Raw genomic sequence first — 23,300 nt, forward strand, 5'->3', positions numbered from 1 at the left:
TTTTATCCCCGGAAAATCGTTGTCGATTTCGTGATTTGTTGCATAATCGCCACAATGCGTTGCATACAAGTGACGCTAGTCTTGGTTTCAACGGTGGTATGGCGACACAATTTCCCAAAACGAGCGGGGTCCGTTTCCCAAAGAGCGGCTCGCATAACACACGGCGTTTGCTTGCGCTGCCTGGTGTGATCGCGATTGTCGGCGCGCTGCTGACGGCCGGGATTTCCTTTGCCATTCTCGTTGGCGTTACGCCGATTGCTCCCGATGCGACGACGACGCTTGCGCTGATCGGGCTGAACGCAATCTTTCTTGTGTTTTTGACGACACTGATTGGGCGCGAGATACATCGGATCGTGATGGCGCGTCGGGTTGGTAAAGCTGCGTCGCGTCTGCATGTGCGTATCGTTGCGATGTTCGTTCTTGTTGCCGCCATACCGGCCATCATGGTGGCGATCGTGGCATCGGTAACGCTCAACATCGGCCTCGATCGCTGGTTTGAAATACGAACCAAGACGATTATCAATTCTTCGCTGTCGATTGCCGATGCCTATGTTCAGGAGAACGCCCGTAATCTTCAGGGTACGACCCTGTCGATGGCCTACGATCTGGACAATGCGCGGACCTTGTATGGTCTCGACCGCACGGGCTTTCTTTCGCTCATGAGCAAGGAAGCAGTTGGTAGAGGTCTGGCACATGCCGCGCTAGTCAAGCCAGATGGCTCGTTTGTGATGAGCGCCAAAACAGACACGAATTTCGCGATGCCAGAGCCGCCATCCGGGGCGGTTGAAACAGCAGTGGATGGAAAGCCGGTGCTGATCGAGCCGCGTACACGTAACATCATGGGTGCCATCGTCAAGCTCAGGCAGATCGAGGGTCTTTACCTCTACACCATTCGTCTCGTCGATCCCGAAGTCATCAAGGCGCGCCAGATCGTCAAGGCCAATACAGACGAATACCGAGGCTTGAAGCCAATCGCCGAACATCGCAATTGGCTTTTGCGCTTCCTTACCTGTCGCTTACACTGATCATCATTTTATCGTCCATCTGGACCGGCATTGCCGTTGCCGACCGGTTGGTGCGTCCTATTCGCCAATTGATGGGCGCAGCAGACGAAGTGGCAACCGGTAATCTTGATGTCTCCGTGCCAGTTCGCCAGTCTGACGGCGACGTCGCGTCTCTTGGAGATACATTCAACAATATGTTGCTGGAGTTGAAAACCCAGCGCAACGAACTGCTATCGGCGAAAGATCTTATCGACGAGCGCCGACGGTTTTCCGAAGCCGTTCTGGAAGGTGTTACGGCCGGCGTGATCGGTGTCGATTCCGATGGTATTGTCACAATCGTCAACCGCTCTGCCGAAACCATGCTGGCGATGCCCGCAGAGGCAGCAATCGGGCAAAACCTCACGCTGTTGCTGCCGCTTGTCGGACGTGCATTCGAAATCGGTCGCAAATCCGAAAAGCCGGTTTATCGTGAGCAGGTGACATTTTATCGATCAGGCGCGGAGCGTACATTCAACATTCAGGTTACACTGGAAGAAGAAGACAGCGATACCGTCGACAAGTCATATGTTGTAACCGTTGACGATATTACCGATCTGCTTCAGGCGCAGCGCTCTTCTGCCTGGGCTGATGTTGCGCGCCGCATCGCACATGAAATAAAAAACCCGCTGACCCCCATCCAGCTCTCGGCGGAGCGTATCAAACGCAGATATGGCAAGGTGATAACCGAGGATCGGGAAGTCTTCGACCAATGCACGGATACGATTATCCGGCAGGTTGGAGATATTGGGCGAATGGTTGACGAGTTCTCGTCTTTTGCACGGATGCCCAAACCCGAAATGAAGGAGCTAGATCTACGCGACCCCTTGCGCGAAGCATCGTTCCTCGTCGAAGTTAGCCGTCCCGACATTTCATTCGAGCGCCAGTTCGGCGATGTGCCGATGAAGGGTACTTTCGACAATCGCCTCATGGCGCAGGCCTTTGGCAATGTTATCAAGAATGCTTCGGAGGCTATGGAGGGGATCGATCATGATGATGGATCGATCAATTCCATTCGAATTCGCGCCGGTCGGGAAGGGGCCACATTTCGCGTCGATATCATCGACAATGGCAAAGGACTTCCACGCGAGCACAGGCAACGCTTGCTCGAGCCCTATATGACGACGCGCGAGAAGGGCACGGGTCTTGGTCTGGCGATTGTCAAGAAGATCGTTGAGGATCATGGCGGTCATCTGGAGTTGAACGATGCACCAGATGAATTTTTCGGCGGGCGAGGGGCCATGGTCAGCATTGTCTTGCCGGTCGATGCGACCGCGTCACGCAAAGAACGCAGCGCAGCACCGGAAATAGAAACGGAAAAGGTCAACAATGGCGTCTGATATTCTCATCGTAGATGACGAAGAAGATATTCGCGAGCTTGTTGCTGGCATTTTGAGCGACGAGGGGCATGAAACCCGCACCGCGCATGATGCGGACAGCGCGCTCGCAGCAATTTCGGATCGTGCCCCTCGGCTTATCTTCCTGGACATCTGGTTGCAGGGCTCGCGTCTCGATGGGCTTGCGCTGCTGGATGAAATCAAGGTGCTCCATCCCAATTTGCCTGTCGTCATGATTTCCGGTCACGGAAATATCGAAACGGCCGTATCGGCGATCCGTCGTGGTGCTTATGATTTCATCGAAAAGCCGTTCAAGGCGGACCGGCTGATTTTGGTTGCAGAGCGGGCGATCGAAACATCGAAATTGAAGCGCGAGGTTTCGGACCTCAAACAACGCAGCGGCGAAACCTTTGATCTGATTGGCATGTCGTCTGCCATGAGCCAGTTGCGCCAGACCATTGAGCGCGTTGCGCCGACGAACAGCCGCATCATGATTGTCGGTCCATCGGGCTCCGGCAAGGAACTGGCCGCGCGCGCAATCCATACGCTTTCTGCGCGCAAGAGCGGTCCTTTCGTGATCCTAAGCGCGGCGGCTATCACGCCCGAGCGTATGGAAATCGAACTGTTTGGCACTGAATCAAACGGGACTGAGCGCAAGGTTGGGGCGCTTGAGGAAGCTCATCGAGGCATTCTCTACATTGATGAAGTCGCAGATATGCCGCGTGAGACGCAGAGCAAAATCCTGCGTGTGCTGGTCGAACAACAGTTTGAGCGTGTCGGCGGCACGAAACGGGTGAAGGTGGATGTTCGGATCGTATCTTCGACGTCACAGAACCTCGAAGCCATGATCGCGGAAGGACGTTTTCGCGAAGACCTTTATCATCGCTTGGCAGTTGTGCCAGTCGTCGTTCCGGGGCTAGCCGAACGGCGAGAGGACATTCCCTACCTTGTGGACAGCTTCATGAAGCAGATTGCGCGCAACGCGGGGATGAAACTGCGCCGTATTGGTGATGATGCGATGGCTGTGCTGCAGGCTCACAATTGGCCCGGTAACGTGCGCCAACTCCGCAACAATGTCGAACGTTTGATGATTCTGGCTCGGGGGGGATGCCGAGACACCGATTACCGCGGATTTGTTACCGTCCGAGATTGGCGATGTGATGCCACGCACACCTAACCAATCGGATCAGCACATTATGGCGTTACCTTTGCGGGAAGCGCGTGAGCAGTTCGAGAAGGATTATCTGATCGCGCAGATCAATCGGTTTGGCGGAAATATTTCTCGTACTGCTGAATTTATTGGCATGGAGCGGTCTGCTCTCCATCGGAAATTGAAATCCCTAGGCGTCTGATTTGTTACGAAGGATAGCCTAGGCCCGTTCAAGTTTGCGCAATATTTGTCTTGATGCAGGTGCCAGCGACTTCTATCGCAGTTTGCTTTGGGAATATGAGAGAGCATCCGCCAATTGCTGGTTAAGTACTGCACCTTCTAGCCCGGTTTGCGCCACCTCGTTCAAGCCTTGCATTTCAATGGGATTGGCCATTCGGATGTGGTTTTGTGTTGAACTGTTCTGCTTTCGAAATCGCATCATATGGCGGCAGGAGTTTCAGCAAATGATGGATGGCTGCACACTTGATATTCGAAACAAGTAGACTTTCGCGCAGTAGATGAAAATGTTGCGTTCGCATGAACGTTTTACGGTTGACCGGAGGTGGCCTGCTCCCTATGTTCCGCGCAATTTCCGGGGCACCGTTGAGCCTCGCGAGAGCGCGTAGCTCAGCCGGTAGAGCAACTGACTTTTAATCAGTAGGTCCAGGGTTCGAACCCCTGCGCGCTCACCAATGATTTCAATAGATGTTAGACAGTGTATCCTTGGAGATTGGGATTGGAGAATTCCAATCTCTCATCTTCCTCCATCCAGCCTGCCGATTTGCGTTAAGCGTTTTTGTGTGGCAGCTCAAGTAGCCAAGTGTTTTGGGACGTGATGGTTCGTGCATCCTGGTTGATAGTTGCACTGATACAGAAACGCGTGGCGTTGGATTATCATCTTGCCTCGTTCGTGGAGCAAGTCCTCGACATCGCGCGGCAACAGCGAGTATCTCATATACCTCATTGAGCGGGCTCGAATGCTTAGAATCAATCCGGCTGTGACGCGGAATCGTCGTCGATAAGGGTACCCAATGACAGCAATTGACGCGAATGGCATCAAGATTGAGGTGGAACGGCATGGTCCTGCGCAGGCTCGACCGCTTTTGCTGATCCGAGGGCACGGGTCGCAGATAATTCACTGGCCGGCAGCGCTGATCGATGGGCTCGTCAACAACGGATTTCACGTTATTGTCTACGACAACCGTGATGCCGGACTTTCGCAGAAATTCGACCATCTAGGCGTACCGGATATCAATGAACTGAATCGCAGGATCGCAAATGGTGAACCTGTTGATCCTCCCTACACGCTCAACGACATGGCGACGGACGGTATCGGCGTTCTGGACACACTCGGTATCCTGCGCGCGCATGTGCTCGGCATTTCGATGGGTGGGATGATATTGCAGGCCATGGCTTACCGATACCCCGACCGGCTGTGCAGCGCCACAATTGTCATGTCGTCCAGTGGTGAATCGACGCTTTCGCCGTCGTGGCCGGAGGTGGAGGAAATTTTCCTTGCTCAACCACCGAATCCTTATGATCGCGAGCAATGTATCGAGCACACTCTAATGTGCGACCGTATCTGGGGAAGCCCCGGATTTCGGTTCGACGAGGCAGATCGGCGCGCACTGATAGGCCGTGCATTTGATCGGTGTCACTGCCCAGATGGTGACACCCGGCAGTATGCTGCTGCGCTGGACATTCAGCAATTGCACGCCCAAATCGAGGAAATACAGATCCCGGTCCTGGTGATCCATGGGACGGATGACCCGCTTCACCCGATCGATCATGGCAGGGACATCGCAGCGAGAATACCAAATGCGGAGTTGATCGAGATCAACGGCATGGGGCATGATCTGGAGGGCGGCATCGCGGAGATTATCGCCGCTGAAGTATCGCGATTCACGAGACACGCTTCGAACATCTGACGTGCACCCCTCGATGTCAATCGGAATGGGAACGGCAAGCGACGCATTGTGTTTGCTATCGGCGCGAGAGCTACCGCCGCCGGATTTTGCCGATGCTATGACCAAAATTGCGCGAAAACGCTTTGCTCAATGCGGCCGGACCGGAAAAGCCGCATCGCTGGGCTATTTCCACCTGGCTGAGCTTCGTCGTTGCCGACAGATCGCGGGCACGATTGAGACGGAGGAGTTGGTAGTACCGACCTGGCGGCAATTGTAATTCGTCCAGAAACAAACGGTTGAGATTGCGCAGCGATACGCCGACTTGACGCGCAATTGCCCTCAGCGGTTGCGGTGCGTCAATGGTTTCGACCATCGCATCCAGCGCAAGCTGGAGAGAAGCCGAACCTTTGCCAGCCAGACGCCGAGGGCCACGACCCATCGTGGCCACCCGATCGGCGTCGTGTACGAACATACTTGAAACGTCGAATGCGACGGCCGCGCCGAAGCGCTGGGCGATGACCGATAACATAAGATCGAGCGCGGTTGAAGCGCCGCCACAGGTCTTGAATCGGCCGCATTCGACGAACCGGTCGTGCAACACGATTGTGTCCGGGAAGGTCTCAGCAAAATCCGATAAGACCTGCCAGTGAATCGTTGCGGGTGTTTCAGTGAGCCAGCCAGCACGAGCGAGAAGCCAGGCACCGGTATCGGCTGCAATGACTTGATCCGAAAGCGAAACAAACTTGTGCAGGGTTTGCATCGTTTTCGGTGTCGTGTGACCACGAAACCCATAGCCCGAAAGAACAATCAACAAGTTTGATTTTTTGGCACCGGCAACGGGCAGGTCAGGCGCAATTGCCAACCCGCTGGAACTTACAGCCGGCTCATTTGTCGGCGTAACGACCGACCACTGGATCGCGTTTTGCGTTTGGTCCCTGACGGCGCGAAGGGGTTCGAGCAGGCACGCAAGCACCATATTCGAGAACCCGTCGAAAAGGATGATGGTAACGATCAGTGCGGGCAAATTGGCATAATCCGATAATTTTACGGCACGATGAGACAATGATGTGTCCGCGTCAAGCCTGATAATTGTTGCGGGAACGGAGTACGTCCTGAGCTAACTCTTCTTGGCGAAGGGCTGTTGCGGGAGGCGGTTAATGGTCGGTCTGGAACTGCGCCTCAGCAAAATGGGAGGACGTTTTTCCGCGAGATGAGAACTGCTGCAGCCTGTCTTTCAAGCCCGATGAAAATGCGAAGCGTCGAGGGAAGATAGTCAATCCGTTGCGCGTGACGCTTTCGATGGTGGACAGGAAATCCGGGTACTCATCACACAGGCTTGCAGACTACATGAGTAAAAAAATCAATAACAACAATATATGGGAGATTTTTATGAACAACGAACTCCGTTTCCTTGCGGCCCGAACTGCTCAGGGAAAGCTTGATCGACGTGCATTTCTCGGTCGGGCGGCTGCGTTGGGAATCGCGGCGGCTACCGCCAATACGCTTCTGACAAACACGGTAAAGGCGGCTGGTTCCAAACAGGGTGGTTCGTTGTCTGTGGGCATGGCTGGCGGAGAAAGCACCAACTCACTCGATCCTGCACTGGCGGCGAGTGATGTTCCGGCGTTCAATCTGGCCACGATGGGCGACCGGTTGGTCGACGTATCGCCAACCGGCGAACTGGAATACAAGCTGGCTGAAGCCGTTGAACCATCCGCCGATGCGAAGGTCTGGTCGTTCAAGATCCGAAAAGGGGTCGAATTTCACAATGGAAAAACGCTGACCCCGGACGATGTTCTAAAAACGATGCAGCGCCATTCCGAAAAGGATTCCAAGTCTGGCGCGCTTGGACTCATGACCGGCATCGAATCAATGCGGGTCGATGGTGACCGGGTGGAAATTTCGCTTACTACAGCAAATGCAGACCTGCCTTACCTCATGACTGACTTCCATCTAGTCATTCAGCCCGATGGCGGAATGGAGAAGCCGGATGCCGGGATTTTTACGGGCCCTTACAAGATCGTCTCGAACGATCCGGGCGTCCGGCATGAGTTCAAAAAATTCGAGAATCACTGGAATTCCGCCGTTGGCCATTATGACCATGTTGAATTGCTGGTCATCAACGACTCGACCGCACGCAATGCTGCGCTACAGTCAGGCCAGGTTCAAATGGTCAACAATGTCGAGCCGCGCGTGGCGAACGCGCTGAAGCGATCGCCGGGCGTGACTTTGGCCAATATCTCGGGTCGCGGCCACTACGTTTTCATCATGCATTGTAATACCTCCCCGTTTGACAACAATGATCTTCGTATGGCGTTGAAGCTGGCTATCGACCGTGAAGATATGGTCAAAAAAATCCTCGCGGGCTACGGCTCGGTCGGTAATGACATGCCCATTAATTCTGTCTACCCGCTATTCGATGATACGATCCCGCCACGTAAATATGATCCTGATATGGCCACAGAGTACTATAAGAAATCTGGTCATGATGGCAGCCCGATCGTGTTGCGTACTGCCGATGGCGCGTTCCCTGGCGCTGTGGATGCGGCCGAACTTTTCCAGCAATCTGCCGCGAAAGCAGGCATACCTTTGGAAATCAGTCGCGTGCCGAATGATGGTTATTGGTCCGATGTGTGGAACAACAAACCGTTTTGTGCTTCATATTGGGGTGGTCGCACGACCCAGGACCTGATGTATTCGACAGCATATCTGTCGACAGCCGACTGGAACGATACCCGGTTTCTCCGCAAAGATTTCGACGCGCTAATCATTAAGGCGCGTGGCGAACTCGACAATGAAAAACGCAAAGAATTCTACCGTGAAGCCGGGATGATGGTTCGAGACGAGGGCGGAACCATTTGCCCGATGTTTAACGATTTCATCGATGCCTACAATGATCGGGTCGCAGGTTGGGAAAGTGATCCGAATGCCGGCATGATGAATAATTTTGCTGCGATCAAATGCTGGGCAGCCTAAAGCCATCGCGTCTAAAGTGATTCATGCATTGTGCTTTAAGCCCTTGTTTTTGTGCATATCGTTGTCCCAAAACCGCTGCACACTTTTGGGCGGCAGGCCCTAGTCAGCCACCCAGAAGATTGCAGAATCGTGCGCATGAATATCTTTGACCCAATTGGAATCAGGTCGTCTGGGAAATCGTAGTCTGGATTATGCAACGCGGGATGCCGTTCACCGGCACCCAGGAAGAACATCGCCGATGGCGCGTTGTGGCCGAATATGCCAAAATCTTCCGAAGCGCGCATCGGCAGGCTGTCTTCAGCGTGCAAGATGCCCTCTTCATTGAGTGCTTGTTGCAGATACTCCACCGCCTCAGGCGCGTTGACGCTGGCAACGAATATTTCATGATACTCGAACCGAGGTGATAGAGCATGCTCGCCAGCGATCTGTGAGACCAGTTTTTCCGCGCAGGTGCATAGACTTGCCATCAAGTCATCGCGCCGGGTACGCAGCGTCGCCCAAACCTCCGCACGACCGGGCGCGATGCCAAACACAGCTTCGCCCATCGTGACATGGGTGACGGTAACCATGCCGAAATCATCGTCGGCAAAGGTTCCGCTTCCAAGCTCTGGGAGCGCAGGCATTAGTTGACTTACCGCCAGCATTGGCGAAACGCCGGTTTCGGGCATGGATGAATGCGCGGTTTTTCCTTCCAGCACGATGCGTATGCCGCGGGAAGCACAGTTCACCACGCCAGTTTTAAGCCGCACTTGGCCGAAGGGCACGCCTGGCAAATTATGTAATGAGAAAGCGAAATCTGGCGCGATCTCACTGAAGCGAGGATCCGCGACGACGTCCGCTGCACCGTTGCCGGTTTCTTCCGCCGGTTGAAACAGCAGAACAACACGGCCTCGATCGGGTCTCTTGCGCTCGAGCTGGCGGCCAAGCGCGGCGAGGATCGTAGTGTGTCCGTCATGGCCACACATATGTGACTTGCCCGGTACGAGTGATGAATGAGGCGCGGCTGAAAGTTCGTGGATGGGCAGCGCATCGAGTTCCGAACGGAACATTACTGTCGGCCCCATCTTTCCGCTTTCATAGATCGCCGCGACGCCGTGCCCACCCAGTCCGGTCAACAGTTTGTCCGGCTTTGTATCAGCGAGAAAGTGAACGACCTCTTTGGCAGTTATTTCCTCTTCGTTCGATATTTCTGGATACTGGTGCAGCTTGCGCCGCCAGGCCGTAAGTTCGACAAGGTCCCGATTCGTCAGGGTCACGTTTCCATCTCCGCTTTTGTTACGGCCTCCATAACATACGCGTTTTTTTGGCACGTGCCGATCTGACCGAAACGTACCGTCATTCAATCCACTCAACTGGATTTTTGCGCCAGCCTGGACAATCCGTTGGCTGGTTTAATGAACATCGTAGCGCAATTCCTGCTCATTCTGGCGACTGTCTTGACGCTCCGGTGCCAAAACAAAAATGCCGACATCGACGGTGCCCGCCCTGAAACCTGCTTCGCAATAAGAGAGATAATAGTCCCACAATCTACGGAACCGGGTAGGGAACCCCATTGCTTCGATCTTCGGCCAGCCTTCCACAAACCTCTCTCGCCACTCGGCCAAGGTTCTGGCATAGCTTTGGCCGAAGCTATCCGTGGAGATTAGCTTCAATCCCGCAGCCTTGGCCTGATCGGCAATAATTTGTCTGGTCGGCAGCATGCCACCGGGAAATACGTGGCGCTGGATGAAATCGGCTGAATTTCTGTAACCGTCGAAACGAGTTTCATCGATGGTGATGACCTGAATCACAGCCGTACCGTCGTCTTTCAGACGGTCGCGCAACGTTTTGAAATAGACAGGCCAGTAGGTCTCACCCACGGCTTCCAGCATCTCGATCGAAACGATCCGGTCGTATTTTCCCTCGATATCGCGATAGTCGGTCAATTCCAGGGATACGGCATTGTCCAAATCTTCTTCGACCATTCGTTCTCTGGCATGGACAAGCTGCTCGGAGGAAAGCGTGACACCGGTTACCAGGGCACCTTGTTGCGCCAATCTGGACGCCAGCGCACCCCAACCACAGCCGATTTCCAAAATCTCATCACGTTCTCGCAGATCGAGTAATTCAACAATGCGCCCCAGCTTGGCGTCCTGCGCCTCTTCGAGAGTCATGTCCGGTCGTGCATAAAGTGCCGAAGAATAGGACATGCTTTGGTCAAGCCAGCATTTGTAAAAGGCATTGCCAAGATCATAGTGAAAGGAAATATTCTTGCGGCTGCCCGCCTTCGTGTTCGCCCGAAAAAGATGACGGAGGCGATTGAACATGCGCACTGGCAAGAAGCCCGAAATTTTTCGGTCAAGTTCTCCGAGGTTACGTGCTGCCAGTTCGAGAAACGCTGGAAGATCAGATGTCGTCCAATCGCCATCAATATAGGCTTCAGCAAAACCAAGGTCGCCATGGGTGACCAGTCGCCGGATTGCGCGCCAGCGATGCAGCACAAGCGTTGCTTCAGGTCCCGCTTTAGCCGCACGGTGTTCGATGCGATCACCCGCAGGTGTGACGATGGTGATACGTCCACATTCAAGTGTCGCCGCAAGACGTCGTATCAGGTACGCTGTCATGCCTTGGCTGCGCTGCCTTATATTCAACGCAGCGTGGCTTTCGCTATCGAAGGACATGGCGGGGCTCTTTCTCAATAAGAGGGTCGGCTGATTCAAGTTCACGACCAACAGTAACCGGCTGATCCGGTGGTGGCGGTCGGCGCTGGAGCCTCACACCCTTCAGCCAAAGCAGCAGCGCCTCCCAGTGGATGCCGGCGATCACTTTCAGAGTCAGTAGCGGGTAGGTGAGCAAAAGACGGGTCAATGCCGCATCGGTTAACGCGCGCTTCCTGGCAGCAAGCTTGGCGATGATCAGCGGGCCATGGTCATCATGGCCGGTAACAGAAACTGCAAGACGTTCGCCCGGTGGCGCGACGACGAAAGAATAGGCCATATCGGTCGTCAGGAATGGCGATACATACAGTGTTTTCCGGCTTTCCTGACGAATAGGTGCCGTCGCTCCCTTAGGCACGGAAATGAGGTAACTATGGCGTTGTCCGAACGTGTTGCTGACTTCATAAAATATAGCGGACAGCGAATTGTCCCGCCGATGACAAAAGTAAACATTGATCGGGTTGAACGCATAACCAAGGATACGCGGCATGGTCAGGAGCTTGATCGGGCCGCCGGTTTCCACATCCGATTCGCGCAAATGATCCTCAATTTTCTCTCGAATCGATATAGCTGAACCGTCGCCGTGATCCCGGTCGTAGACGCTGAATAGATTGAAACGATTATGCGAAAACAGGTGAAGCTCTTTTGCCAGCGTATCGACTTCGTCGAGGTCGAGTAGCAGATAGAAAATGCTGTAGCTGAGGCGGTGCTCCTTTGGCCGCAGTCGATGATGCATCAACTCGCCAGCATAGAGGGCAGAATGGAAATAGGTCATCAAGCCGCCTCGGTCACGGCCGGCGCCGACTCGCGAAGATTGATGCGCCCGGATTCTTCGCGCACGTTCCAGGGCCGCCGCACGCCGCCGATAGCTTCGGCAACGGCGAGGCCAGCCTGTAACCCGTCTTCATGAAACCCGGCGCCAAAATAGGCGCCGCAGAACCAGGTCTGGCGTACACCTTGCAGTGACCAGAGTTGCTCCTGCGCTGCGAGGGCTTTGCTATCGAAACCGGGGTGTCGATAGCCAAGTCGCTGCAATACCGCGTCAGGTTTGATTTCGCGGTGGGGGTTGAGAGTGAGGAATAGCGGCGTCTTGTCGGATATCCCCTGCAACCGGTTCATCCAGTAAGTTACCGCAAGTTGACGGCTGCCATGCGTTTGTTGCGACATGTAATTCCAACTCGACCAGACCCTTCGTCGGTGTGGCATCAGGTTGCTGTCGCAATGAAGGATGGCGTCGTTTTTGACATAGCTGAATGCGCCAAGAAGACGTTGTTCCTCAGTGCTCGGCTCAGCTAGCATCGCAAGCGCCTGATCGGCATGGGTGGCGACCACAACATGATCGAAACGGCGACGCTGACCGTCATGTCCGGCTAATTCGATACCGCCTGCCATACGATGGATCGTCTTGATCGGATAGTTTGGGACAATCTCCGCTATGGCTTTGGCGAGTACCCGTACGTAGGCGCGACTACCGCCATCAACGGTGCGCCAAATCGGGCGACCGGACAATTTGAGAAGGCCGTGGGTTTCACAAAACCTGATGAAAGCGGCGGCTGGATAGTTTCCGATATCGGCTGCAGGCGTGGACCAGATTGCGGCTGCCATCGGATAGAGATGATCGTTGCGAAACGCATCGCTATAGCCTGCCTTATCGAGATAGCAATCAAGCGAAATTTCGGCGAACGCGCCCATATCAAGTGGTGCCTCACGATAAAAGCGCACGAGATCGCGCAGCATCCGCCAGAATCTTGGATTGATCGCATTGCGGCGTTGCGCAAACAGGCCCCACATGTCCGTTCCCGAATATTCGAGACGCCCATTATCGAGTGAAACGGCGAAGGACATGTCGGAGGGTTTGGTCATGACACCGATATGGCTGAACAGGGCCGTCAGGTTCGGATAGGTGGCCTCGTTGTAGACGATGAACCCGGTGTCGACGGGCACCTCAGACACATCGACCGTATTGCTATGGCCGCCCAGCCGATTGTCGGCCTCAAACAAGGTTACCCGATGCTGGCGCGACAACAGCCACGCGGCGGATAGGCCGGAGATACCGCTGCCTATTACGGCGATATCCAGCGATTGTTTGCCGTCTCTCTTGAGATCATGCCTATGGCTGCAGATGTCCCCAGATCGTATTCCGGTGTTCAAAGGACTTTCCTTCTCTTCTCGAACTGCCAATATATACGAGGCTCCCTCCGCAATGGATCATATGAAACGTGATCCAACCGCCTCGCGGCAACGTAACAAGGGCAAATGAATGTCTCGCAGTTACATTTCGGGCAGATGCGCGCGCCCCAGGACTGGCCGGCAGCAGGGGACATCGAATTGAACCGCGTCGAAAGAAAAGATGCTCAACCGTCTCCCGACGAACAGTGCGCGCTCATTCAGGCCGTATCGATGGCCTGTGATCGAAGCGCATTTGCCGATCTGTTCAACCATTTCGCGCCACGCGTGAAGAGCTTCCTTATTCGATCCGGCCTTGATGATACCGTTGCAGAGGAAGTGACACAGGAAACGATGCTGACGGTGTGGCGAAAGGCGTCCTATTTCGATCCAAGTCGTGCTGGCGTATCGACGTGGATATTTACGATTGCCCGCAATCAACGGATCGACCGCTTGCGGCGCGGACGGACGAAATCGACGGAGCGCCTATTCGATCCGAGCGACGAGCCGGATGCGCCTTTGTCAGGTGAAGAGATAACAATCGCTACCGAGCGTGGGGAACGGGTACGCACCGCGCTCAGCATTTTGTCGGACGAGCAGGCAACGATCGTACGGCTTTCCTATTTTTCGGAGAAACCACATGTCGAGATTGCCCGTGAACTTGGCATCCCTTTGGGAACAGTGAAATCCCGTATCAGGCTCGCATTGAACCGCCTGCGCGCTCTGTTGGACAATGATCTATGACAATCCACCACCACCCAAGCGATGAAACACTTCTTCGTCATGCGACCGGCACCTTGAGCGCAGGGCTCGCACTCGTCGTCTCCGTCCATCTTGAGGGTTGCCCGGCCTGCCGTTCGCGTCGGGCTCAGTTCGAGGCGGTCGGCGGGGCATTACTTGAAGATATGCCACCGGCGAAACTTGCTGAGGGGGCGCTCGGAAAGATGCTGGAACGGCTCGATGTCGAGACAGTCGCACCAATGACGAAGGCCAAAGTTGCTCGCCACCGGGCAGAGCTGGCGATAGAGCTTCCCCATGCCATGCGCGACTGTGATATCGGCCCCTGGCGTTGGCTCGGGCCTGGATTCAGATGGAGCAAGGTTGGGATTGCCGGCAGTCCGGACGCCAAGATCATGTTGCTCAAGGGACGGGCTGGCTTGCGCCTGCCTGCTCATGGACATACCGACATGGAGTTTATGCAGATACTTTCCGGATCGCTTTCCGATGAACGGGGACGATATCTGCCGGGAGACCTCGACGAAGCGGGATCAGACGTTGACCACCAACCGATCGTTGGCACCGAATCCGATTGCATATGCCTGGCCGCATTGGAAGGGGACACGCGCCTTCACGGTTTTTTGGGGCGGCTTCTGCGTCCGATTGTCGGCTTCTGAACAGGCATGACGACGGTTCTCATCATTCTGGCGATTGCGCTTTCATGTACCATGATGCTTGCGTGGTTCGTTGCCGGACGCACCGGGCGCTCCGGATGGATAGATGCGATCTGGTCGTATGCCGTCGGCGCGGGCGGGGTGGCGGTATCGCTGCTACCCCTCGGGGCGAATGACCAGATCGCTCGTCAATGGCTTGTTGCGGGCCTTGCAGCCTTGTGGTCCTTGCGACTGGGGTCCCACATAGCGACACGTACGCTGCGCGGTGGCGACGATCCGCGTTACAAGCAACTGCGCAAGGAATGGGGCGATAATTTCAGGCGCAGGCTGTTCTGGTTTCTGCAAATTCAAGCGGCAGTGGCTTTCCTGCTCGTTGTAACCATCCTGACGGCTGCCCACCGACCGGGACATGGCCTTGGTTATGGCGATCTGCTGGGCATGGCCATTTTCGCGATTGCCATCATTGGCGAGGCCGTAGCTGACCGCCAACTTGCGCGCTTCAGCGCCGAGCCGGAAAACGAGGGCAAGGTGTGCGATACCGGGCTGTGGGGATACTCACGCCATCCGAATTATTTCTTCGAATGGCTTGTCTGGGTGGCCTTTGCAGCAATCGCCATCGATGGCAGCGGATCGTATATGTTCGGCTGGTTTGCGCTTGCCGGACCAGTCTTCATGTACTGGCTACTCGTCCATGTCTCCGGCATTCCGCCGCTCGAGACACATATGTTGCGCTCACGCGGTGAGCGATTTCGTGCCTATCAACACCGCGTCAATGCTTTCTGGCCTGGCCCGCCACGCGCCCGACACTCGAGGGCGAAATTCGAGGATGAAAAACCATGACCGGGATATCTTCTGCAATACGTCTTGTCGAACAGACCCCGCTACCCGATCCTTTGACCAATGTCGGGATTCAGTTTCTGGTGGGTCGCACCAAAAGGCATCTTGCATCGTTGCCAGCGCAGTGCGTGCACGATTTCATGCATGACATGGAGCAACATTCCATTGCCACTCACACTGATGCGGCCAATGAACAGCACTATGAATTACCAGCGGAGTTCTTTTCACTTGCCCTTGGACCGCACCGCAAATATTCATGCTGCCTCTATCCGCACGGTGATGAAACGCTTGCCGAAGCTGAGCTGCTTGCGCTGTCCGAAACGGTCGAACATGCAGACCTGACGGACGGCCAGCATATTCTTGAACTCGGCTGCGGTTGGGGCTCGCTGACCCTTTTCATGGCCGAGCGCTACCCCAACGCGAAAATAACCGCCGTTTCGAATTCCACGCCGCAACGGCTTTACATCGAGGCTGTGGCGCAAGCGCGGGGCTTGACCAATATTACGGTGCTTACCGCTGACATGAACGACTTCCAGCCATCCGGGCATTTCGACCGCGTCGTTTCGATTGAAATGTTCGAGCACATGTCGAACTGGTCATCCTTGCTGAAGCGTATCAGTTCGTGGCTGGCACCTGACGGGCGCTTGTTCATCCATGTCTTCAGCCACCGTAGCCAGCCCTATCGCTTCGATCACGGTAATCAAGCCGACTGGATTGCCCGGCACTTCTTCACCGGCGGCATCATGCCAAGCCATGGGCTCATGTCGATGTTTGCGGATATCTTCGAGGTCGAAAGCGACTGGCAGTGGAGTGGGTTGAATTATCAGCGCACTGCGCTCGACTGGCTGGCAAATTTCGATGAGAACCAGTCGCGGATCGACCCTATCCTCAGCGATGTCTACGACGCGGATGCAACTCTTTGGCGTCGGCGCTGGCGTCTCTTCTATTTAGCGACGGCCGGCCTGTTCGGCCATTCCAATGGCAAAGAATGGGGCGTTAGCCACTATCGCTTGCGCCCGGCGTGATGGATTTGACGCGTTGGGCATTTCTTCGATCAGTCTGGAAGCGCATCGGTGCATACGCCGCACATGACGACCCTTTGGTCGCGGCATGCAATCTCATCGCGCTTGTCGTAGCCTCCAACCAACCCTTCTATCCGCTCTATGTATATTGGACCGTCAGCGAACACATAGCACCAACGTTTTTCACGTTCCTGTCGACTCCGCTATTTCTTGCCGTTCCGGTTGTGGCCAGACGCTGGTCTACACTTGGTCGCGCCCTGCTTGCGGTGGCTGGCATGGCGAACACGGTTTTAAGTGCTGGCGTCTTCGGTCAGGCCTCAGGTGTAGAGATTTTCCTTATTCCCTGCGCGCTCATCGCAGCCGTGTTCTTTCGATCGACGGAAAGGCTCGTAGGTTTGGCATTGATAGGGTTGGCGCTGCTCATCTACCTTGGGTTGGGTGGCTCCTACGGTGCCCCCGTTCACCTTTATTCACCGAGTGAGTACCAAGCCTTCTTCAGATTGAACGTCATGAGCGCCAGTGCCCTGACTGTCTTCATCGGCCTTATCGTTTCCGGATTGCTGAACCGTGCCCCTTGATCTCGTCAGGAAACGGACGTGAATGCCCTTGAAATAAGGAAGCCCATCGTTGCGGCGAAGGCGGTCACGAACGTTCCCCAGCAGAGGTCGGCGATCGTTACGGCCACCGGCCAGTTTTTCAGCGTTGCCTGGTTGGTCAGATCGTAGGTGGCGTAGGCAAAGAAGCCGAGAAGCGCGCCGTAGCCAGCCGCCGTGGTCCAACGTTCTGTGGCGAGTGCCGGTGATATGGCAAACACAACGATGCCTGCGATATAGATGAGATAGAACAGCAGGGCTGGTACGAGCCTGAAATTTTCAAGCAACATCTCTCCCAACAATGGCCGGTACAGGCGTTGGGCGGCGAGGGTCAGCCAGATTGCATCGATGGCAAGAAACGCCAGACCTGTCGCGACATAGGCGATGCCGTAGGTTTTCATGGAATTCTCCTCGTACATCGCGAGCATTTAGCTTCTTGTACGTCGCGTCCTGATTTTCGGATCATTTGTGTTCCATCGAAATGCTGCCCAGTACCACTCCGTCAAATTTATGATCCGGGACTGAACTGCCTGCGTAAGAGAAACAGAACCAATATGGAATTCGGACACACAGGAAGTAAAAACATGTCCCGCCGCTTTGTTGCAGTTTGCACTATTTCCCTAACATGCTTGGGTATCATATCTGCCCAAGCTGGCAATCCGGATGGTGTGTGGATGCGCGACGACGGCAATGCCCGCGTGAAAATCGCCAAATGCGGGTCAAAGCTGGGCTCTGACGCACATTTGCTGATCTTCAGATATTACATTGCGCCGATCAATCGCGCCTGGAGGAGATCGAGTTTTGCACGCCCGTACATCTGTCTTTTGATGAGTTTCAGTCGCGTTATCTGACCTTCAGTTTGCCCGTTCGACCAAGGAGAGATGATGGCATTGCGGACGGCGGCAATGTCTTTTTCGACACCGCTGGCAAACGATCCCACAAGGCTGTTCTTAGCTGCTACAAGCCATCCATCGAGCTTTCGAGCTGTCTTCGAGCGGATCATGGATTGGAAGTCGCCAATGGCAGTGCGGGCGGCTACCAGTTCCGGAACGTGCACTTCGATCGCCGCCACCAGGATCGCCTCAGGTTTCGCCAAGTCATCGCGTGCGGTTGTCATCAGCCGGGCGATCACCCGCGCTGATGGCGTTCGCGCAAGCCCACTCTGGTTGGCCTTCTCCGCAAGGCGTCGCCGCTGAGCCCATTGCGAGACGACCCCGCTCTGTCCCGGAAAGCCCTTTGCTTTCATCTCCCGCCAGAGCGCCAAGGCGTTCCGCACGCCTTCGTCCCAGCGGTCGTTGAGCCACGGCAGCCAGCTATCCAGTGAACTAGGCCGTGTTCTGAAGACATCAAGGCGCTGGCCCCTTAACACGTCGCGGACAATCTTGCGGCTATGGCCGGTTTGCCGAACAATCTGGCGAATTGACGTTCCATTCTTCGACAGTTCCCGGATCGCTTCATTCGTCTCCTGGCGGCGCAGATATCCCTCGTACTGCAGCTTTTCCGCGTAAGTCAGAAGCTTGGGATCAACGATGTTGCTGCCGACCGCCTGCCTGATCTGTCGCATCGACTTGCCGACGGCATCGAGAAACGCTCGGCTGGAATTTTCCATCAGGTGCCAGCGGTCGGCAACCTGCTCAGCATCGGGCAACGCCTTTGCGATGGCCTTACCATAGCCGCCGCCTCGATCGCGAGCGACAATCGATATCGACTGATGCTCGGAAAGCCATATCCGAGAAGTATCCAACGCACGATCCGGCAACAGGGTGACAGGCCTTCGCCGTTGCAGATCGCAAACGATCGTTCCATAGGTTTGGCCGCGCCTGAAGGCAAAATCATCAATGCCTATGACGGTGAGCTCATCGTTTTGATCAGCAATACGGCGACGAACCACCCGCAGCAGTGTGTCGTTGCTCACCGGCATCATGAGGCGATTGGCAAATGCCGCGGCCGGTCTGCCGCCGAGCGCCAAACCGAGGTGGTGGACGATCGTCTCAAGCCGCTGAGTACGGCGGCCATAGCGAGCCAATACGCCGTTATCGAACCGTTCGCAGAAGATACGCCGGCCGCACAGAACGGCATCGCACCAAAACCGACGCGCCACAATCACCAACTCTACTCGCCGGCCGCTGAGGGGCAGGTCAGCGGGCCGGCGCACATATCTACTTTGAACTCTCCGGCTTGGCCGTCCACAGCCCGGACACGCTCCTGAGAGGTGGCGCGATCGTAGCTGAATTTGAACGCTGTCTGCGACAAACCTCACTTCATCTACTACAAAGCCGGACGGCGCGAGGCTCGTGCGCTGAAATCGATGTTGCATAAACTGATCCTCCGGTGAATCAGCAAAAGCGTCGCCCGCAACAGCAGCAAATGTGAGTCAGAGCCAAAGCTGTGTGCAACAAATCTCTGGATCAAAGATACGAGCAAGGGTGAGGAGGTTGGTGACAAGCTCATCATGTCGCTTGATCGAAAATCTGACACCAAGTTTTCCGGTACCGCTTTTGACCCCAAGCGGGACAGAACCTATTCGATGACTTTGATTGTCAGGCAAAAGAGGTTGACCACCCGTGGCTGCATTTTGGCGGGATTGCTTTGCCGGGATGTGAACTGGGCACCAGTAAAGTAAGCTGATCCACTTTTGACTATGCACCGACATCACGAAGATCGTCGTCTGGTCCTTTCATTTGAGAACAAGACGAAGGACAATTCGAATTGTGAAATCTCACCGAATCGTGATTCTATACTCCAGAATATCAACAAACTGATGCCGCTACGCTTTCTAGTGCTGCCTAAGGTTACGACCTGCGCCATTTACGCCCAAAGGGTCATGCTAATTGCGCCATCAAATTAGCACTATGCAAGCTGCTCGACGATAGGTTCAAGTTGGGTGCAAATTCACACTGGTGACGCCCTCAGCAGTAAATCACTTTACGAGGCGCTTAGGGAAAGCCTTAGTCGAGCAAACAGGCGATCCACCAGATTGCTACATTACACTGCTGCCAGGATTTCATGGCCTAAGCGGATGGTTTCGCTGATCAGCAGATCGAGGTCTTCGGTCTGGGTCCGATGATTGTTGATCGCTACCCGCAGGCAGTGTTCGTCGTGCACCGTCGTGTCCGATAGCGCCGCGATACCTTCTTCTTGCAGTCGCAGCATGACCTCGGTGTTGATCGGTTTCATCACGTCGGTCGCCATTGCCTGAGGTCGAAAACGGTAGCAGACGATGTTGATGCTGGTTGGTGCGACAAGTTCAAGCGATGGCTCGGCTTCGACCAGTTTGGTGAGATAGCGCGCTTGAGCGATGTTTTGATCGATCAGGCGACCGAACTTCTCGACGCCATGCTCTTTGAGCGCCATCCATACCTTCAGCGCCCGAAAGCCGCGTGACGTTTGTAAACCATAATCGTGCAACCACTGGGCCGACGCCAGGCCGCGTGGCATCTGTTCCAGATATTCCGGCGTGACCGCGAATGCTTCACGATGCTCGAATGCGTTGCGCACCAGCGCGCAGCCGACTTCGAATGGCGCATGCAGCCATTTGTGGGGATCAAGCGCAACCGAGTCGGCGCGCTCGATGCCGGCTACGAGGCTCGAATTGTCGGGCGCGATGGCGATCAATGCGCCGATACAACCATCGACGTGGAACCACAGGTTTTCTTCCTGGGCCAGAGTTGCGAGAGCTTGCAGATCGTCGATCGCGCCTGTGTTGACAGTCCCCGCCGTGCCAATGATGCAGGCAGGCAGGCATCCTGCTGCGCGGTCCTGAGCGATCGCCTCGCGCAAAGCCGCGATGTCCATCCGCAGTTCGGCGTCGGTTGGCACGCGCCGCAGCGCGCGATTGCCCAGGCCAAGCGATTCCATCGCCTTGCGGTGACAACTGTGAACCTGATCTGAAGCATAGAAACGCAGTGGCTTTTCGATAGCCGCAACGCCGAGTTCGCGAATGTCGATGCCCGCCTTGACATTGCGGGCGACCGTCAGGCCGATGATGTTGGCCATTGAACCGCCGCTGACCAGCGTGCCGCTGGCCGATGGTTGAAGACCGACCATTTGCTTGCACCAATCCACCACCTGAAGGTCCATCAAGGCGGCGGCGTGGTTGCCGCCACCGAGATTGGAGCCCTGGATCGCGGCCAGAAAGTCGCCCAGCGCGCCAGTGAAGTTGCTCGTTCCCATGTACCATGACCAAAAGCGTGGATGGATGTTGCCCATCGGATAGGCCATCACCGTCTCAGCCACCTCGCGATAGACGTCCTCCAGTGGTGCAGGTGACCGTGGCAATGGTGCATCGAAAAAGGCTTTCACCTCGGACGGCATTTCCCGCCACACCGGACGTTTGCGAACATCACGCAGATGGCCGATCGCATCGTCGACGATACGGTGTGACAGTTCCTGCATTCCCGTCCAATCGGTCGGGTCGAGCGTTTCCGTGGTCAAGGTCTGCCCCATTTGCTTCATGGAACCCATGGCATCCTCCCTGGTGTCAGCTTTATTGCGCGAACTGGTATCCCGGTGTCGAGCGCGACAGAGCTATTTCCGCCTCGTCCATCTCGGCCTCGATTTCGTCGAACATCGGGGTCGTCATGTAACGTTCGCCGGTATCGGGAAGCATGCACAAAATGACTGAACCGGCGGGCGCACCTTCCGCAACCTGTCGGGCTACCGCAAATGTTGAGCCACCGGAAATCCCGGTGAATATGCCTTCCTTTTGAGCCAGCGCCTTCGCCCACTTGATGCCCTCAGGACCGGCGATGGGCTTTAGTTCATCATATAAATGATCGTCGATTGCCTCCTGGAGTACCAGCGGGATAAAATCCGGTGTCCATCCCTGAATCGGGTGCGGCTCGAACGCCGGGTGACTGGAGGCGGGTGCCCCGGCGGGATCGCGTTCCTGTGGCTGGCCACTGCTGATAAGTTGAGCGTTGGCGGGTTCACTCAGAACAATGCGCGTTTCAGGACGCTCCCGGCGCAGCACGCGCGCGACACCGGCAAGCGTTCCGCCGGTTCCAAACCCGCTCACGAAGTAATCAAGCCGAGAGCCGGAAAAATCGTTGATAATTTCACGCGCGGTGGTGGCTTCGTGAATGGCGGCATTGGCTTCCGTCTCGAACTGGTGGGCAAGAAACCAGCCATTGGCCTTAGCCAATTCAACAGCCTTTTTGTACATGCCGATCCCCTTTTCCGCACGCGGCGTCAGCACCACCTTGGCACCCAGCATGCGCATCAGTTTGCGCCGCTCGACCGAGAAGCTGTCGGCCATCGTCACCACCAGCGGATAGCCTTTTTGCGCGCAGACCATGGCAAGTCCGATCCCGGTATTGCCACTTGTTGCCTCGACAACTGTCTGCCCGGGTTTCAATGCGTCGGTGCGCTCGGCGTGTTCGATGATGTTGACCGCCAATCGGTCCTTCACCGAGGATGCCGGATTGAAGAATTCGGCCTTCACGTAAATCGTTGCGTGGTCGACGCCGAGATTGTTGATCCGGATTGCCGGCGTGTTGCCGATCGTATCCAGAATACTGTCGAAAAGGTGCCCATGTCCCGCTGTCGTTCTGATGGTCGGACGGTCTTTCATGCTGGATCTCCCTGGTTGTGGCCGTTTGCCGGTGCATCGCCCGGAGGGACCAAATGGTGGCGTCATGAAAATTACATAGTCGCTGGAATAAGGTCTGTGGTCCATGCCCGTCGCAAAGGCACGGACCGGACTTGTTATTTGCTGAGCGCAAAGTGCGCTTGCGTCGATGCGCCGGAGTTCAGATATCCGAGTACGATTGCGACGAGGAAAAGGGCCGGAACGTCGCCGAGCATATGCCCCATTTCGTGACCATCGGTCAGCGCCTGTATGGCCATGACAGCGGCGTGCGCGGCACTTGACCATATGGTGAAGGATATCAGGCTGCTGTGCTGGGCGGGATTGCGAGAGGCGATGATCAGGTAGATGCCCAACACGGCATAGAGAGCGCAGATCATCTGCAAATAATATTCGCCCTGGCCGGCGTGCCAGACCCAACCCGATGGCCAAACAAGCCCGACCGGGTAGACCAGCAGGAATATGATACCGAACGCCGCAAGGGCGGTCTTCAGAAACTTCTCTTTTGTTTCGGCGTTCATTTTCGTGCCTTTCACGGTTTGAAGATGGAAATGTCGTCGTGGCAGGTGGTGGCAAGCCGCTAACCGTCCGCCTCCCG

At 55.5% G+C, this 23,300-nt stretch carries 18 protein-coding genes, 1 tRNA gene and 2 pseudogenes; 11 read left to right on the plus strand and 10 right to left on the minus strand.

Annotated features, from left to right (window positions below):
* Positions 1-98 precede the first annotated feature (98 nt).
* The 4 genes and pseudogenes from AC0L7S_RS16535 to AC0L7S_RS16550 all read left to right on the plus strand — a co-directional run bounded on the left by AC0L7S_RS16535 (position 99) and on the right by AC0L7S_RS16550 (position 5,455).
* Positions 99-2,380, plus strand: a pseudogene (locus tag AC0L7S_RS16535) (sensor histidine kinase NtrY-like).
* Positions 2,370-3,729 (plus strand): annotated as a pseudogene (gene ntrX, locus AC0L7S_RS16540) (nitrogen assimilation response regulator NtrX). Before AC0L7S_RS16535 ends, ntrX begins: the two co-directional pseudogenes overlap by 11 nt.
* 414 nt (positions 3,730-4,143) lie before the next feature.
* Positions 4,144-4,219, plus strand: a tRNA-Lys gene (locus AC0L7S_RS16545).
* Positions 4,220-4,558: 339 nt separating this feature from the next.
* Entirely contained in the window at positions 4,559-5,455 is an 897-nt protein-coding gene (locus AC0L7S_RS16550) for an alpha/beta fold hydrolase (RefSeq protein WP_473472013.1), read from the plus strand.
* A 70-nt stretch (positions 5,456-5,525) separates the two neighbouring features.
* Here AC0L7S_RS16550 and AC0L7S_RS16555 read toward each other — a convergent pair whose 3' ends face one another.
* Positions 5,526-6,497, minus strand: a complete 972-nt coding sequence (locus AC0L7S_RS16555) for a GlxA family transcriptional regulator (RefSeq protein WP_473472014.1) — start codon at positions 6,495-6,497, stop codon at positions 5,526-5,528.
* A gap of 326 nt (positions 6,498-6,823) precedes the next feature.
* Between AC0L7S_RS16555 and AC0L7S_RS16560 the strand changes: the two genes are divergently transcribed.
* The gene (locus AC0L7S_RS16560) at positions 6,824-8,410 is read left to right on the plus strand and encodes an ABC transporter substrate-binding protein (protein ID WP_473472015.1); all 1,587 of its coding nucleotides are present in this window, start codon (positions 6,824-6,826) and stop codon (positions 8,408-8,410) included.
* Between the two features lie 35 nt (positions 8,411-8,445).
* On the opposite strand, the gene AC0L7S_RS16565 is transcribed toward AC0L7S_RS16560, so the two are convergent.
* The 4 genes from AC0L7S_RS16565 to AC0L7S_RS16580 all read right to left on the minus strand — a co-directional run bounded on the left by AC0L7S_RS16565 (position 8,446) and on the right by AC0L7S_RS16580 (position 13,230).
* Positions 8,446-9,666 carry an amidohydrolase gene (locus tag AC0L7S_RS16565; protein WP_473472016.1) on the minus strand — a complete coding sequence of 407 codons (1,221 nt, stop codon included), beginning with the start codon at positions 9,664-9,666 and terminating at the stop codon, positions 8,446-8,448.
* Between the two features lie 135 nt (positions 9,667-9,801).
* The gene (locus tag AC0L7S_RS16570; protein WP_473472017.1) at positions 9,802-11,070 is read right to left on the minus strand and encodes a class I SAM-dependent methyltransferase; all 1,269 of its coding nucleotides are present in this window, start codon (positions 11,068-11,070) and stop codon (positions 9,802-9,804) included.
* A complete protein-coding gene (locus AC0L7S_RS16575; RefSeq protein WP_473472018.1) occupies positions 11,057-11,881 on the minus strand; it encodes a DUF1365 domain-containing protein in 825 nt (274 codons plus the stop codon). The genes AC0L7S_RS16570 and AC0L7S_RS16575 overlap by 14 nt, the downstream gene beginning before the upstream one ends.
* Entirely contained in the window at positions 11,881-13,230 is a 1,350-nt protein-coding gene (locus tag AC0L7S_RS16580; protein ID WP_473474335.1) for an NAD(P)/FAD-dependent oxidoreductase, read from the minus strand. Before AC0L7S_RS16580 ends, AC0L7S_RS16575 begins: the two co-directional genes overlap by 1 nt.
* A 204-nt stretch (positions 13,231-13,434) precedes the next feature.
* Here AC0L7S_RS16580 and AC0L7S_RS16585 point away from each other — a divergent pair, with 204 nt between their 5' ends.
* The 5 genes from AC0L7S_RS16585 to AC0L7S_RS16605 are packed head-to-tail and all read left to right on the plus strand — an operon-like array spanning position 13,435 to position 17,100.
* Positions 13,435-14,016 carry a sigma-70 family RNA polymerase sigma factor gene (locus AC0L7S_RS16585; protein ID WP_473472019.1) on the plus strand — a complete coding sequence of 194 codons (582 nt, stop codon included), beginning with the start codon at positions 13,435-13,437 and terminating at the stop codon, positions 14,014-14,016.
* On the plus strand, positions 14,013-14,666 hold the full coding sequence (locus AC0L7S_RS16590) for a ChrR family anti-sigma-E factor (protein ID WP_473472020.1): 654 nt from the start codon (positions 14,013-14,015) through the stop codon (positions 14,664-14,666). The genes AC0L7S_RS16585 and AC0L7S_RS16590 overlap by 4 nt, the downstream gene beginning before the upstream one ends.
* Before the next feature lie 6 nt (positions 14,667-14,672).
* Positions 14,673-15,503 carry a DUF1295 domain-containing protein gene (locus tag AC0L7S_RS16595; RefSeq protein ID WP_473472021.1) on the plus strand — a complete coding sequence of 277 codons (831 nt, stop codon included), beginning with the start codon at positions 14,673-14,675 and terminating at the stop codon, positions 15,501-15,503.
* Complete coding sequence (locus AC0L7S_RS16600; RefSeq protein ID WP_473472022.1) at positions 15,500-16,525, plus strand: SAM-dependent methyltransferase; 1,026 nt, start codon at positions 15,500-15,502, stop codon at positions 16,523-16,525. Before AC0L7S_RS16595 ends, AC0L7S_RS16600 begins: the two co-directional genes overlap by 4 nt.
* Positions 16,525-17,100 carry a hypothetical protein gene (locus AC0L7S_RS16605; RefSeq protein WP_473472023.1) on the plus strand — a complete coding sequence of 192 codons (576 nt, stop codon included), beginning with the start codon at positions 16,525-16,527 and terminating at the stop codon, positions 17,098-17,100. Before AC0L7S_RS16600 ends, AC0L7S_RS16605 begins: the two co-directional genes overlap by 1 nt.
* 5 nt (positions 17,101-17,105) lie before the next feature.
* On the opposite strand, the gene AC0L7S_RS16610 is transcribed toward AC0L7S_RS16605, so the two are convergent.
* A complete protein-coding gene (locus AC0L7S_RS16610; RefSeq protein ID WP_473472024.1) occupies positions 17,106-17,516 on the minus strand; it encodes a DUF2177 family protein in 411 nt (136 codons plus the stop codon).
* 359 nt (positions 17,517-17,875) lie between these two features.
* A complete protein-coding gene (locus tag AC0L7S_RS16615; protein WP_473472025.1) occupies positions 17,876-19,432 on the minus strand; it encodes an ISL3 family transposase in 1,557 nt (518 codons plus the stop codon).
* 90 nt (positions 19,433-19,522) lie between these two features.
* On the opposite strand from AC0L7S_RS16615, the gene AC0L7S_RS16620 reads away from it, so the two are divergent.
* A complete protein-coding gene (locus tag AC0L7S_RS16620; protein ID WP_473474336.1) occupies positions 19,523-19,738 on the plus strand; it encodes a DUF2147 domain-containing protein in 216 nt (71 codons plus the stop codon).
* 362 nt (positions 19,739-20,100) lie between these two features.
* Here the strand turns inward: AC0L7S_RS16620 and AC0L7S_RS16625 are convergent, their stop codons facing one another.
* From AC0L7S_RS16625 to AC0L7S_RS16635, 3 genes are all read right to left on the minus strand, one after another.
* Entirely contained in the window at positions 20,101-21,579 is a 1,479-nt protein-coding gene (locus AC0L7S_RS16625) for a pyridoxal phosphate-dependent decarboxylase family protein (RefSeq protein ID WP_473472026.1), read from the minus strand.
* A 22-nt stretch (positions 21,580-21,601) separates the two neighbouring features.
* Positions 21,602-22,687 carry a PLP-dependent cysteine synthase family protein gene (locus tag AC0L7S_RS16630; RefSeq protein WP_473472027.1) on the minus strand — a complete coding sequence of 362 codons (1,086 nt, stop codon included), beginning with the start codon at positions 22,685-22,687 and terminating at the stop codon, positions 21,602-21,604.
* Between the two features lie 134 nt (positions 22,688-22,821).
* On the minus strand, positions 22,822-23,223 hold the full coding sequence (locus AC0L7S_RS16635) for a DUF6632 domain-containing protein (protein ID WP_473472028.1): 402 nt from the start codon (positions 23,221-23,223) through the stop codon (positions 22,822-22,824).
* Positions 23,224-23,300: the final 77 nt, after the last annotated feature.

The organism is Mesorhizobium sp. G2-6-1 (genome assembly GCF_055809095.1).